Genomic DNA, 14,259 nt, shown 5'->3' on the forward strand with positions numbered 1-14,259 from the left:
CAAACTCCACCCCACATTAAATTCATACATCCTATAATCGTACGAAATTGCTTTAAATTTGTAAAATGTTTAACAATTTTTTTTGATGTTTTTTTATATAAATCACTAAAAGAGAATTATGGCTAACACTGAAAACTCTGATACAGACAAAGGCATTCGCCTAGATAAATGGCTTTGGGCTGCCAGGTTCTACAAAACAAGGTCTATAGCTAAAGACATGATAGAGGGTGGAAAAGTTCACTACAATAACTACCGCACCAAACCGGGGCGAATTGTGGAAGTCGGAGCCAAAATTGAGCTATGGCAGGGATTCAATAAAATCGAGATTACGGTCCTCGGTCTGAGTGATCAGAGACAGAAAGCAGCTATAGCCAGAACCCTGTATGAGGAAACTCCTGAAAGCATCTCCCGTCGCGAAAAGCAGGCAGAAGAACACCGTATGCAGGTTCTGTTTGCCCCTCATCCTGAAAACAAGCCGGATAAAAAACAGAGAAGAGAGCTGTTAAATTTCAAGCATCAGTCAGATTTATAAAACATTACCCCGTATTGCCTAGGAGACAGACATGACAACATTACAAGATAAAAACGAAGAATTCAGCAAAACAATTACTGAGCTGAATCAAAAGAGTGCTCTTAGCAGTTTTGATAAAATTCTTTCATTTGAATTCAATGACTATGACCTGCATGGAGATATTGTTCAGACAAACAACGCCATAAAAGGACTTCTTGAAGGACATTCCTATCCAAAGTGCATACAGAATCTGCTTGCAGAAATGCAGGTTGCGGTATGCCTCATGGCCTCAAAACTTAAATTTGAAGGTGAAATCATGCTTCAGGTAAGAGGCGGAGGAAAATATTTCAAATATGCCGTATTAAACAGTAATGAAAGAAACGAAACCAGAGGTCTGGCTTCTTTTGACAGCAAGATTGATGAAAATACTCCGTTTAACCAGCTGCTGACTCGGGATTCAATCATGACGATTGATATCATGCCGAAAGTCGGCAATCCATACAAAGGAATTATTGATATTTCCAAGAATTCGCTGGCTGAATGTCTTGAAGACTATTTTACTCAATCTGTGCAGGTTCCAACAAAAATATGGATATACAGTGATGCCAACAACTCAGGCAGAGCAGCAGGAATCATTATTCAGGCACTTCCAACAAAGAATCCGACAAAACAAAAGGAAGATTTTGAACATGTTTCTGTTCTTACAGACACAACAACCATGGCAGAAATTCTTTCTCTTAACAACAGAGAAATACTTTACAGACTATACAATCAGGAATCTGTAACACTTTACCCTGATAGAGAAAAATCTGTATCATTCAAGTGCAACTGTTCACGGGAACATTATAAAGAAATGCTTTCCCACCTCAACCCGGATGAATTGGCATCAATTCTTCAGCAGGATGGACATATAACAACAGAATGTCATTACTGCCGTAAAACCTACACATTCGAACACGACGATGTTATTGAAATAATAAAAGAAGCCAAAAAACATCAGCATCACTAAATTGCAAAACAGTGCATGGTAATTAAACATGCCTCATTCCATTGCATAATGCATGATTACGGCACGATAATCTGTAATTACATTTTTCCTGCATCGATTCAATTGCAGACAAAAAAAAGGGAGAAAACTTTCTCCCTTTTCTTTCAAGGTTGATACTTACATCAGATTGTAAGCTCTTTCACCATGGCTTGTTAAATCTAAGCCTTCACGTTCCTCATCCATTGGAACTCTTAATCCGCCAAACAGCTTACCGGCAATATAGAAGGCAGCGATAGAAGCTACACCGCACCATACAATTGATATAACAACAGAAGCGAATTGACCTGTGAATTGACCGAGCATTGTTTCCCATCCTTCATGATAACCCACGCCACCAAGAGCAGGGGCACAGAAAACACCTGACAGAAGGGCTCCGGTTATACCACCGATACCATGAACACCGAATACATCAAGAGCATCATCCACTCTTAACATTCTCTTAAGAACGTGAACTGACCACAGGCAGATAACACCTGCAACAGCCCCAATTATCAGTGCACCACCCACACCAACGAAAGCACATGCTGGAGTAATTGCAACCAGACCGGCTATCGCACCAGAACATGCACCAAGCAGTGAAGGCTTTCCTAAAAGAACCCATTCAGCAGCAAGCCATGAAAGTGTTGCAGCGGCCGGGGCTACACAGGTATTTGCAAAAGCCAGAGCAGAAGTACCGTCGGCAGTTAATTCTGAACCTGCATTGAATCCAAACCAGCCTACCCACAGTAATGAAGCACCAATCATGGTCATAACAAGGCTGTGTGGAGTCATGTTTTCACGACCGAAACCTATACGCTTGCCCAGGAAAAACGCACCGACGAGAGCACAGATAGAGGCATTGATATGAACCACGGTACCGCCAGCAAAGTCATATGCATGCCAGGCTGAATCAATATATCCACCGCCCCACACCATGTGGCATAAAGGGATGTATGAGAAAGTAAACCAGAACGCTATTACAAACAGTAGTGCACTGAACTTGATTCTTTCTGCTAAAGCACCTATTATCAGACACGAACTGATTGCCGCGAAGGCACCTTGGAATGAAAAGAAAGTAAAATCTGATAAGGAACCTGTTGCTGTATCAGGAGTAACGCCAAGCATGAGAAACTTGTCCAGATTGCCCATGAAATAGTTTAAAAATCCACTTGAGTTTGTTCCGAAAGCAAACGTATAACCATAAATTGTCCACAGTACAAAAATTACAGCAAAAATCACAACGGACTGTACCAGTATGGACAACATGTTCTTGGCTCTTACCAGACCGCCGTAAAACAAACCGATGCCCGGCAAAGACATCAATATTACCAGAGCGGTACATATCATTATAAATCCATTATCAGAACTCGACACTTCCGGTGCAGCTTCTTCTGCAAAAGCAACTGTCGAACCCAGTATTGATGAGGAAAGAATTCCTGTTCTTAAAATATTCTTCATACAGATCTCCAAATTACTAAGTAACTCATGAGATCATTTATGCAACATCTTTGCCAACACTCAAATTATTTTAATAATCACGAAGTATCATAAAGTTCTGATAGAGTTTCTGCACTCTTTAAAACAGCCGACAAAACGGACATGTAGTATTTAATTTACATGATGTCGTCCGACAAACTCCACAAATATTGCCCAATTTATTAGATAAATAACATACAATATAAGTATGACTTAAATCGGAGGGTACCATCATGAAACTACAGACAGAAGTGATTGGTTCAGATAATCATAAAACCATAGCCATGATCCATGGCTGGGGTATTTGCAGTAAAGTGTTCTACCCTATTGTCGAATCTCTGAAATCAAAATACAGAATTGTTCTTATTGATATGCCAGGTTATGGAATTAATAACTGTATTCCTGCAAACAGATGTGATGGTATTGTAAACTCATTAGAAGAAACAATTCCTGAAAACTGTGCACTTCTTGGCTGGTCTCTCGGAGGGATACTTGCTCAGAAGTTCTGTATAACAAATTCAAAACACATCAAGGCTCTTGTAACAGTTTCATGCTCACCAAGATTCACTTCAGAACCTGAAACCGGATGGCCCGGAACAGATGCAAAATTACTAAAAAAATTCTCATCACTTATTTCTCAAAACAACTGTCAGGCGGTTATAGATAAATTTCTAAGTCTGCAGGCAATGGGTTCAGAAAGAATGAGAGATGATATCAGAATTATCAAACAGCTTATATCAGAAGTTCCAGCACCTTCGTACTATGAATTACAAGCAGGACTGAAAACTCTGATGGACGAGGATTTGCGTAATAACATATCACGAATAAGCTGTCCGTCTCTTCATATGTACGGTCTGAAGGATAGGTTATGCCCTGCATCAACTAAAAGTATCTGGAGCACCAAGGAAAACAGTCATACCATAGTATTCGAACAGAGCTCCCATGCCCCCTTCATTACCCAGACATCTGATTTCAATGAACAGCTACAGCTGTTTCTGGACAAATACTACAACTGACAGAAAAGACGCTATTAGAACCAGAAAATAGCGTCTTTTAATAAATGAGCCTTTAGAGAATAAACAAACTATTTAACTAGCGTCTTAAGATATTCATCCTTAATTTTCTTAAGTTCTTCATCACTTAAAATTTCAACCGGAGCATATTCATGATCTCCTGAGAAATTAAACTGAGGTTTATCAATAGGTCCAAACCATTCTTCCGGAGTATACGAAATTTTATTGATATACCATGTTACCTTTCCCTTAGGAGTAATAACATCAGCATCGTCATCGATGGTTTTATTCAATATACCTCTGGCGATTGGACTTTCGTACGAAATAAACCCTTTTCTGCCATATACTTCAGCTGTATTGACAATATGCACATGCAAAATTTCACCATCATCATTTTCAATTTCAACATATGCACCAAAATAGACCTTATTATCTCTAATACCATCAGCACTGCGATCCAATATCTCAGTATTCTTTAAGGTATCAGTCAAAAACTTTACCCGTCTGTCAATCTGACGCAATAACTGTTTATTATACTGATAATCAGCATTTTCACTACGATCTCCAAGTGATGCAGCCCATGCCAGTTTTTCCACAACTTTAGGACGAATATTTTCCCAAATTTCATCAAACTCTTTTTTAATTAGCTGATGTCCCTCTGGTGTAACAAACTTAAAAGCCATAATACCCTCCAAAGAAAAAACCATGCTGAAGTCAGCATGGTTTTCATAATTAACAGTTAATAACTGTATTCAGACAGCATATTAAAGCTGTGGACCAGCCTTAACAAGAGCCTTACCAGCTTCGTTGGTTTCATACTTCTTGAAGTTGTTGATGAAACGCTGAGCAAGATCCTTAGCCTTAACTTCCCATTCAGAAGCGCTTGCGTAGGTGTTACGTGGGTCAAGGATGTTGGTGTCAACACCGTTTAACTTGGTAGGAACTACGAAGTTGAATAATGGAATGGTCTTGGTTTCAGCCTGATCGATTGAGTGATCAAGGATAGCATCGATGATACCACGAGTATCACGAATAGAAATACGCTTACCGGTACCATTCCAACCAGTGTTAACGAGGTATGCCTTAGCACCGCTCTTTTCCATGTGCTTAACAAGTTCTTCAGCATACTTGGTTGGGTGTAATTCAAGGAATGCCTGACCAAAACATGCAGAGAAGGTTGGGGTAGGTTCAGTAATACCACGTTCGGTACCTGCTAACTTAGCAGTAAAGCCTGATAAGAAGTAGTACTGAGTCTGATCCTTATCAAGGATAGATACTGGAGGAAGAACACCGAAAGCATCAGCAGATAAGAAGATAACCTGCTTAGCAGCTGGACCAGCAGAAATTGGGCGCTGAATGTTCTTGATGTGGTAAATTGGGTAAGAAACACGGGTGTTTTCAGTTACAGACTTATCAGTGAAGTCGATCTTACCGTTAGCATCTACAGTTACGTTTTCGAGAAGAGCGTCACGACGAATTGCATTGTAGATATCTGGTTCAGATTCAGCATCTAAGTTGATAACCTTTGCGTAGCAACCACCTTCGAAGTTGAATACACCATTGTCATCCCAACCATGTTCGTCATCACCGATGAGCTTACGCTTTGGATCGGTAGAAAGGGTGGTCTTACCAGTACCTGACAGACCGAAGAAAATAGCGGTGTTTTCACCGTTCATATCGGTGTTAGCAGAGCAGTGCATTGAAGCGATACCCTTTAATGGGAGGTAGTAGTTCATCATAGAGAACATACCCTTCTTCATTTCGCCGCCGTACCAGGTATTTAAAATAACCTGTTCCTTGGTGGTTACGTTGAATACTACTGCAGTTTCAGAATTAAGACCTAATTCCTTGTAGTTGGTAACCTTTGCCTTTGATGCGTTGTAAACGATAAAATCTGGTTCCTGTTCGAAATCAGCTTCTGACTGAGGACGGAGGAACATGTTGGTTACGAAATGAGCCTGCCAAGCTACTTCAACGATGAAGCGAACCTTCATACGAGTGTCTTTGTTAGCACCACAGAAACCATCAACAACGTATAACTTCTTGTTAGAAAGTTCCTTCTTTGCTAAATCCTTAACAGCAACCCAAGCTTCCTTAGATGCTCTGTGGTTGTCGTTCTTGTATTCGTCAGAAGTCCACCATACGGTATCGTGAGAGTTTTCGTCATCAACGATGAACTTATCCTTTGGTGAACGGCCGGTATATACACCGGTCATTACGTTAACAGCACCGAGCTCGGTTTCCTGACCCTTATCAAAACCTTCTAAAGATTCCTTAGTTTCTTCGTTGAATAAAACTTCATATGAAGGATTGTAAAGAACTTCAGTAGTACCGGTAATGCCGTACTTTTCTAATACTGACTTATCAAACTTTGCCATTTTTATGGTTACTCCAATTATTTAAGAAGATTTAAATAAACATGTCTGATTTTAAGAGATTTAAACAAATTAGTCTATAAAAATAAATCAAAAAATTGTAAAAATTTATGCTTTGCGAAATGATTATTTTTTCCGCTATTGATTTATCAGTGAAAACATTACAAAATCATTCTCTATCAACATCTATATCTTTCCACTGGATTTATTTTTTCAGTACCAAGTCATTAAAATTTAACATTTGATACGGTCTGGTCCCCGATCTTGACATAAATAATGTGATTGGGTATCTTGCATGTATTTACTTACGGTATTGCTAGACAATATTTTCCATAATACGGACAGGTGATCCACATGATTAAAATTACCCCAAAAGCTGAAGAATATTTTGTTCAGCTCCTTAAAACTCAGGCCCCAGAAACAAAAATCAGAGTATTCGTTTCCAATCCGGGAACTCCTGGAGTAGAGTGCGGAATTCTATACTGTCCCAAGAACTCCGTGACAGGATCTGATGACATTTTTAATTACAACGGTTTTGATGTGGTTATTGACGTATCAAGTCAGCCTTACCTTGAAGGTGCCGTCATAGACTTTAAAACAAACAGTGAGAATAAAAGTACTCTTACATTCAAAGCCCCTAACCTAAAGAAATCAATGCTTGACGAAAATGCCTCACTCTATGACAGGTTAGAACTGTTCTTCAGAACCACTGTCAATCCGAGTCTTGCCGCACACGGTGGAGTCGCAAAGCTGATCAGTGTCTCCGAAGACGGAGTAGTCAAAGTCAGTTTTGAAGGAGGATGTAAAGGGTGCAGTATGGTGAATATCACACTGTCAGAGGGAATTGAAGCCAACCTGAAACAGGCATTCCCCGGCATGATTAAAGAAGTTATCGATGTGACAGACCACGAAGTCACTGACGAAACATACGCAAAATAATACATAAGTATGATTATGTAGTTATGAAAAAGGACCATTTTCGCGACTCCGGTAGGTATGTCTAACTTATAGAGTCCTTATAAAATGGTTCTTTATCTTTAGATATTCGCCAACAGACAATCAGATTATTATAAAAGTCTATTCTGACTTCTGAGTTCGTGACAGCAGAGTTGCGGTAGCATCTTTCGCGGATTTACCTTCATACAAAACTTTGTATATTTCTTCGCATATAGGCATTTCTACATTATATCTTTGGGCGAGCTGATAAACCTCTTCAGTATTGTCATAACCTTCAACTACCTGACCGATTTCCTTAATTGCCTCATCAACAGTTTTTCCCTGTCCTAAAGCAATACCAAAACGTCTGTTTCTCGACTGGTTGTCTGTACATGTCAGAACGAGATCTCCCAAACCGGCCATTCCCATGAACGTATTCGGCAAAGCCCCCATAGCCCTGCCAAGTCTCTGTATTTCTACCAAACCTCTCGTAATCAGTGCCGTTCTGGCATTTGCACCGAAACCAAGGCCGTCAGAAAGACCAGCCCCAATGGCGATAACATTTTTAACGCAACCACCAATCTGAATACCGATATAGTCAGGATTTTTATAAACTCTGAAATTTTTGCTTGAATGAATCAATCTTGAAAATTCATCCGTAAAATCATCGCATGAACCTGAAACAGAAATAGCTGTCGGCATTCCCGCAGCCAACTCTTTTGCAAATGTAGGTCCGCTGATAACGGCAAATGGAATACTATTTCCGAATTCCTCTTTTACCACATCACTGAGAAGTTTTCCCGTTTTTGCCTCTATCCCTTTGGTTGCCCAAGCTAACCTGTGATCAGGTGAAAGAAATGGTTTTATCTGTTGCAGCACATTTCTAAAATTACTGCTAGGAATTACTACAAGTAATATATTTGTGTTTTTTACAGCAAATTCAAGATCACTTGTAAGTTCAAGAGATTCCGGAAACAGTATGCCGGGTAAAAAGTCCTCATTGGATCTAGTCTGCTGCATTCTGTTAATTTTACTCTGGTTTCGTCCCCATAAAAGAACCTTGTTACCATTTCGAGCCAGGGAAATAGCCAATGCCGTGCCATAAGAACCAGAACCTATTACAGAAATAGAATAACTCATTTGCGAACTCCAAACGAATTTTTTATAAAAAAAACACAGAGCCAGTCAAGGCCCTGTGTTCATAGAAAAACAAATATTACTTGTCTTCAGCTTGTTCTTCTTTCTGTTCCTTTGCAGCCTGAGCCTGCTGTCTCTGCATATAGATTGCATCAAAGTTAAGTGGCTGTAAAATGAATGGAGGGAAGCTTGCCTTGTTTACTAAAGAACTAATGTTTTCTCTAGCATATGGGAAGAGAATGCTAGGAACAGTGGCATTGAGCACATGAGCCAGCTGTTCTTCACCGAAGTTTTCTGCATGAACTAATGCAGCCTGATTAACTTCACAGAGGAATGCAACCTTATCTTCAGCATTCTTTGTGGTCACTGTTAATCTTAAATTAACTTCATAAACATGATGTTCAGGATCAACGTTATCATTCTTGATATCTAAATCGATCTTGCTTTCTGGCTTCCATTCACTGCGGAAAACATGAGGTGAATTAGGAGTTTCTAAAGAAATATCCTTATTGTAAATTCGAAGAATTTCGAATATAGGATTTAACTGTTCATCAGCCATTTTATGTTCCTTAATATAATTACATCAAACTATTCGGAATTTGAAATTACCCCTTAACCACAGGATAATTATTAATCGTCCATTCCTGCATTCCGCCATTAAGTATCACACTCTTGTAACCTTTCTTTTTCAGGTTCTTTGCACACTTATAGGCAGTCACGTCATCATAACCCTTGCCTATGACAACAATGGTTTTATCTTTAAATCTTTCAACCTGTGAAAACTTCTGACCAAGCAAGTCCTCAGAAGAAACAGACACGGCTCCTGCCAAATGCCCTTTCATAAACTCTTCTGTTGTGCGAACATCAACCAAAGCAGCAAGATCATGATTGTACATATCAACAGCATCTCTGGAATTCAGCAGTTTTAAGCCGTCTTTCCAAATAATTGTCTGATAGTAAATAACATAACCTAAAGTTATCACCCACAACAAACTAATAATCTGATGTCTGCTGACAAAAGACACTAGCTCATTCCATAAATCCAAAGATTCCATATAATAAACACGCCCTGGTATCTGTTTTAACCTATCCGTTCCCAGCCGGTTCTTTCTCGAAACTGACTGAGCATAATGATCCGAGGGGTATATTATCACATGCGAAAAAATTTTAAAATAATCGTCACTAATAATCATTTTTTTCAAAAAAACGATAATGAATAATAAAACAGGGATCTGATTTTTTGGGTAAATTGAACGCAATATAACCAATTTTTAGGCTGTATCATAAAAAGATTTTCTGCATACATAAAGATCATGACGACAAAATTAGTGTAAAATATGCACCAGAGTATTAAAACTTAATTTTTGACAAGATTTTTTTCACTGAATCAACGTAATCATATTAGGAAATAAAATGGCAAAGAAACCTTTTGCACTCATCATTATGGATGGTTGGGGATACAACACTGTTAAAGAATTTAATGCTGTTGCAAATGCAAAAACCCCAGTTCTTGATAAACTCACTCAGGATTATGCTAACACTCTGATTTCCGCTTCTGGTGAAGATGTCGGTTTACCAGACGGTCAGATGGGTAACTCTGAAGTTGGCCACACCAATATTGGTGCCGGTCGCATCGTTTATCAGGACTTAACCCGCATTACCAAGTCCATCAAAGATGGTGACTTCTTCACTAATGAAGTTTTCAATAAGGCTATCGATTCTTCTGTAGCAGCTGGTAAGGCAGTACATGTAATGGGTCTTATGTCACCTGGCGGTGTTCACAGCCACGAAAAGCACATTCTTGCACTTTTTGATCTTCTCGCAAAGAAAGGCGTTAAAAAGGCTTATTTCCATGCCTTTACCGACGGTAGAGACGTTCCTCCTCGCAGTGCTCAGAGTTCAATTGATCTTTTCGAAAAGAAGTTCCAGGAATTAGGTACCGGCAGATTTGCCAGCATGGTAGGTCGCTACTATGCAATGGATCGCGACAACAGATGGGATCGCGTTGAACAGGCATACAACCTTATAACTTTAGGTGAATCTCAGTTTGCACCATTCGCTTCTGCAACTGACGCATTAAATGCCGCATATGCTCGCGATGAAAACGATGAATTCGTTAAAGCTTCTGTTATTGGTGAACCAGTTAAAATGGAAGACGGAGATACTCTGATTTTCATGAACTACAGAGCAGACCGTGCCCGTCAGATCTCAAGAGCTTTCGCAAATGACGATTTTAACGGTTTTGAAAGAAAAGTTCGCCCTGCAATCAACTTTGTAATGCTCACCGAATACGCAACTGACATCAAGGCATCTTGTGCATTCCCTCCATCAGATTTAGTAAACACCTTAGGTGAATGGCTTTCTAAGCATGGCAAGACTCAGCTCAGAATCTCTGAAACTGAAAAGTATGCTCACGTAACCTTCTTCTTCAACGGCGGTGTTGAAACTGTATTTGAAGGTGAAGACAGAGAACTTATCCAGAGTCCAAAGGTTGCAACCTATGATTTACAGCCAGAAATGAGCTCTACCGAACTCACTGATAAGCTTTGTGCCGCTATTGAAAGCTGCAAGTATGATGTAATCATCTGTAACTACCCTAACGGAGACATGGTTGGTCACACCGGTGTATACGAAGCTGCTGTAAAGGCATGTGAAGCTGTTGATACCTGCATCGGTCGAGTAGTTGATTCTTTAAAGAAAGTTGGTGGCGAATGCCTCATTACCGCAGACCATGGTAACGCTGAAAGAATGAAGGATCTTGAAACTGGTGTTGCATATACTGCTCACACCAACCTTCCTGTTCCGTTAATCTATGTAGGTCGTTCAGCTGAAGCTGTATCCGGCGGTAAGTTATCAGATTTGGCACCAACAATTCTGAACTTAATCGGCATGGAAACTCCGTCTGAAATGACCGGCAAGGTATTATTCAAGGTTAAATAATCACCTTATATGACAACAGATAAGCGGTACTCAACATCTCTCTTCACAAGAAGCAGAATGACTCTGTTAGTACCGCTTTTTTCTGTCCTTTTTTTACTGATGCAGCCCTCTGAAGCTGCATCGTCCTCTCAAGGCAAAGAAGAAAAATCAATTGCCACTCTGAAAAAAGATATTGAACGTCGCACTGAAATTATAAAAAACCATGAAAATGATCTGATGTATCTGAAAAAAGAGCGACAGAGCTACGATAAATCCATAAAACAGCTGGATATCAAGCTGTCTATTACTGAAAATAAAATCAAGTTAGTCTCAAGTCAGATCGATGAACTGGTAAACCAGATTAGTGATTTAGAAAGGCTCACTGACACTAATAAAAACCAATTGAGGAGCATGGTCAGACACCTGTACATGTTCGGTGAAAACCCGGGTATTAAACTGCTTCTGGGCAATGAAACTGCTAAAGACAACGACAGATACATGACCTATTATCAGATTCTTGCGGAACAGAGAAAAGAAGTTATCAGTAATATTGCTCAAAATCAGCTGGAGATGGAAAACAGCAAAAGGTATCTGGAAAATAAAAAAATCGAATTATCAAATCTTAAAACTGAATATGACGACAATCTCGGTTCGCTTAACAAAGAAAGAAGCGAACGCAAACACATGGAAGAAGCCCTTCAGTCCAACATCGACAATGAAAAACTTCAGTTAAAAAAGCAGGAAGAAGCCCTGAAAGCTTTGGAAAAAGCTATTGAACAAAAGAAACAGGAACTTGAAAAGCAACGAAAAAAAGCAGAACAGAAAGCTATTGAACAGGCTAAGGCTCGAGCAAAAAAAGAAGGGAAAGATACTGAAAAAGCAGCAAAAGAAGAAAAAGAAAATTTTGCAAGAAAAAACAATCTGACAGGATTGGGACCAAAACTGTCCTGGCCGGTTAAAGGAAGTATAATCAAAAACTTTGGAGATATCAGATTCACCAATACAAAATGGACCGGTATTCTGATTGCATGCAATGCAGGAAATAATATAACTGCAGTAGCTGATGGTGATGTCCTTTATTCAGGGTGGCTTAATGGTTGGGGAAACATTATAGTAATAGACCATGGGGCCGATTATCTGACAATCTATGCCAATAATCAGAATAACCTGGTTAAAAGCGGACGCCGCGTTCACCGCGGAGATTCAATAGCGACCTCTGGTAACAGTGGAGGTCTGCAGACTAATAGTTTATACTTTGAAATTAGAAAAGGCGGAGTTCCATTGAACCCTCGCAAGTTTTTACACAGGTAGGTTATATTATATGCGACTGACAGTATTTCACGATTATGAACCTGAGCCTCTATGGACCAAAAGCCTCAATAAACTTATAGATCCAATGAATTTTAATGATATCCAACAGCTTGGTCACGTTCATCTTGCTGTATTTAATGATGGAGTTGTTGGTATCTCCGTTACCGATAATAACCATATCGTATATATTAAAGTTCGCGACATCACCAGAAGAAGAGGGGTCGGTAAATATCTGCTTGAAGAGACCAACAGATTTGTCCTCAAAAATAATGAATCAGTCATTATTGACACAGGGATTTTTCCTGCCTCAGAACAGGATGGACTGGCATACTTTTTAGAAACTCAGGGATATATAAAATCTAAAGATAACGACAAAATCTTTATATTCCGAAACTAATTGCCAGAAAATATATAAAAGAATCCCCTGACTTAAAGCTTTGCCTAATATGTCAGGGGATTTTTTGTTTAAGAGATTTACTTGTTTGTGCCGTTGCCAAACACTAAATCGTAAATTGTCTGAGACTTCTTCGGTAAGGTATGCAGAGCCTTAATACGACGTACAGTCTTAGACTTGCCCCTAATCATTATACTTTCGGTCTTTGCAATATTACCATCAAGAGTAACTCCGTCAAGCAGATCTCCCTTAGTAATACCTGTAATTGAAACGATAATACTGTCAGTCTTCACCATGTCTTCAAGTTTAAGAACAGTCATAGGCTCAATTCCCATAGCCTTGCATCTGGCAATTTCATTTTCGCCATGAGCTCTGTTGTCTGGTGTATCACCCTTTGCAATGTGACGAGGAATAAGTCTGCCCTGCATATCACCTTCTAGAGAACGTGCTACAGCAGCACTTATCACGCCTTCAGGCGCACCGCCAATACAGTAAAGGAAATCTATATCACTGTCAGGCATACAGGTTAATACGGACGCAGCCACATCACCATCAGGTATTGCATATACTCTCAGTCCCATGTCATGCATAACCTTAATGGCTTTTTCATGTCTTGGCTTAGCAAGAGTAACACATGTCAAATCGCTGTACTTTTTGCCGACAGCACGCGCAATACGATAAATATTCTCTTCCAGAGATACGTTCAGATCGATAACCCCTTTGGCATCAGATCCTACAATAAGCTTCTCCATGTACATGTCAGGAGCTTTTAAGAAACCGCCCTTGTCTGCAGCCGCAAGAACGGCAACAGCATTATTCTGCCCCATGGCAGTCATTCTGGTACCATCAATAGGGTCAACTGCGATATCAACCTCAGTAGAGCCGTTACCTACATGTTCTCCGATATAAAGCATTGGAGCTTCATCAATTTCACCTTCACCGATAACAATCTCGCCATCAATGTCAAGGTCGTTCAACATGTATCTCATTGCCTTAACAGCTGCATCATCCGCAGAGACCTTATCTCCACGTCCTAGCCAATGATAACCAGCTAAAGCAGCAGCTTCGGTAACACGACAAAATTCAAGGGATAATTCACGTTTCATAATAATTCCTGACTATCTGATAAATGTTAGGCAAATTTTATCACTAATTAACCG

Annotated in this window: 14 protein-coding genes; 7 read left to right on the plus strand and 7 right to left on the minus strand. The window is 39.7% G+C overall.

Going from position 1 to position 14,259, the window contains the following annotated elements; all coding sequences use genetic code 11:
• The first annotated feature begins 118 nt into the window (after positions 1 to 118).
• Together hslR and hslO are read left to right on the plus strand one after the other, a co-directional pair.
• Positions 119 to 532: a ribosome-associated heat shock protein Hsp15 gene (gene hslR / locus BMY80_RS02540; RefSeq protein ID WP_031578225.1), complete on the plus strand. Its 414-nt coding sequence runs from the start codon at positions 119 to 121 to the stop codon at positions 530 to 532.
• Positions 533 to 563: 31 nt separating this feature from the next.
• Positions 564 to 1,520: an Hsp33 family molecular chaperone HslO gene (gene hslO, locus BMY80_RS02545; RefSeq protein WP_031578224.1), complete on the plus strand. Its 957-nt coding sequence runs from the start codon at positions 564 to 566 to the stop codon at positions 1,518 to 1,520.
• Between the two features lie 156 nt (positions 1,521 to 1,676).
• On the opposite strand, the gene BMY80_RS02550 is transcribed toward hslO, so the two are convergent.
• On the minus strand, positions 1,677 to 2,996 hold the full coding sequence (locus BMY80_RS02550) for an ammonium transporter (protein WP_093140637.1): 1,320 nt from the start codon (positions 2,994 to 2,996) through the stop codon (positions 1,677 to 1,679).
• 251 nt (positions 2,997 to 3,247) lie between these two features.
• On the opposite strand from BMY80_RS02550, the gene BMY80_RS02555 reads away from it, so the two are divergent.
• The gene (locus BMY80_RS02555; protein WP_093140640.1) at positions 3,248 to 4,030 is read left to right on the plus strand and encodes an alpha/beta fold hydrolase; all 783 of its coding nucleotides are present in this window, start codon (positions 3,248 to 3,250) and stop codon (positions 4,028 to 4,030) included.
• A gap of 68 nt (positions 4,031 to 4,098) precedes the next feature.
• On the opposite strand, the gene greB is transcribed toward BMY80_RS02555, so the two are convergent.
• The gene (greB, locus tag BMY80_RS02560; protein WP_084155355.1) at positions 4,099 to 4,710 is read right to left on the minus strand and encodes a transcription elongation factor GreB; all 612 of its coding nucleotides are present in this window, start codon (positions 4,708 to 4,710) and stop codon (positions 4,099 to 4,101) included.
• Positions 4,711 to 4,791: 81 nt separating this feature from the next.
• The gene (gene pckA, locus BMY80_RS02565) at positions 4,792 to 6,423 is read right to left on the minus strand and encodes a phosphoenolpyruvate carboxykinase (ATP) (RefSeq protein ID WP_425441290.1); all 1,632 of its coding nucleotides are present in this window, start codon (positions 6,421 to 6,423) and stop codon (positions 4,792 to 4,794) included.
• A gap of 333 nt (positions 6,424 to 6,756) precedes the next feature.
• Between pckA and BMY80_RS02570 the strand changes: the two genes are divergently transcribed.
• The gene (locus tag BMY80_RS02570; protein WP_093140642.1) at positions 6,757 to 7,341 is read left to right on the plus strand and encodes a NifU family protein; all 585 of its coding nucleotides are present in this window, start codon (positions 6,757 to 6,759) and stop codon (positions 7,339 to 7,341) included.
• Between the two features lie 138 nt (positions 7,342 to 7,479).
• On the opposite strand, the gene gpsA is transcribed toward BMY80_RS02570, so the two are convergent.
• From gpsA to BMY80_RS02585, 3 genes are all read right to left on the minus strand, one after another.
• Positions 7,480 to 8,478, minus strand: coding sequence for an NAD(P)H-dependent glycerol-3-phosphate dehydrogenase (gene gpsA, locus BMY80_RS02575; RefSeq protein ID WP_031578216.1), 999 nt, complete (start codon positions 8,476 to 8,478; stop codon positions 7,480 to 7,482).
• A gap of 76 nt (positions 8,479 to 8,554) precedes the next feature.
• Positions 8,555 to 9,034, minus strand: a complete 480-nt coding sequence (secB, locus tag BMY80_RS02580; protein ID WP_031578215.1) for a protein-export chaperone SecB — start codon at positions 9,032 to 9,034, stop codon at positions 8,555 to 8,557.
• 46 nt (positions 9,035 to 9,080) lie between these two features.
• On the minus strand, positions 9,081 to 9,530 hold the full coding sequence (locus BMY80_RS02585; protein ID WP_031578214.1) for a rhodanese-like domain-containing protein: 450 nt from the start codon (positions 9,528 to 9,530) through the stop codon (positions 9,081 to 9,083).
• A 358-nt stretch (positions 9,531 to 9,888) separates the two neighbouring features.
• Between BMY80_RS02585 and gpmM the strand changes: the two genes are divergently transcribed.
• From gpmM to BMY80_RS02600, 3 genes are read left to right on the plus strand one after another with little or no spacing between them, the layout of a single operon-like run.
• A complete protein-coding gene (gene gpmM, locus BMY80_RS02590; RefSeq protein WP_093140645.1) occupies positions 9,889 to 11,415 on the plus strand; it encodes a 2,3-bisphosphoglycerate-independent phosphoglycerate mutase in 1,527 nt (508 codons plus the stop codon).
• A 57-nt stretch (positions 11,416 to 11,472) separates the two neighbouring features.
• Positions 11,473 to 12,705 carry a murein hydrolase activator EnvC family protein gene (locus tag BMY80_RS02595; RefSeq protein WP_177178476.1) on the plus strand — a complete coding sequence of 411 codons (1,233 nt, stop codon included), beginning with the start codon at positions 11,473 to 11,475 and terminating at the stop codon, positions 12,703 to 12,705.
• 10 nt (positions 12,706 to 12,715) lie between these two features.
• Complete coding sequence (locus tag BMY80_RS02600; protein WP_031578212.1) at positions 12,716 to 13,102, plus strand: acetyl-CoA sensor PanZ family protein; 387 nt, start codon at positions 12,716 to 12,718, stop codon at positions 13,100 to 13,102.
• A gap of 77 nt (positions 13,103 to 13,179) precedes the next feature.
• On the opposite strand, the gene glpX is transcribed toward BMY80_RS02600, so the two are convergent.
• A complete protein-coding gene (gene glpX / locus BMY80_RS02605; protein WP_031578211.1) occupies positions 13,180 to 14,205 on the minus strand; it encodes a class II fructose-bisphosphatase in 1,026 nt (341 codons plus the stop codon).
• Positions 14,206 to 14,259: the final 54 nt, after the last annotated feature.

Origin of the sequence: Ruminobacter amylophilus (assembly GCF_900115655.1) — a bacterium.
GTDB classification, from domain to species: Bacteria; Pseudomonadota; Gammaproteobacteria; order Enterobacterales; family Succinivibrionaceae; genus Ruminobacter; species Ruminobacter amylophilus.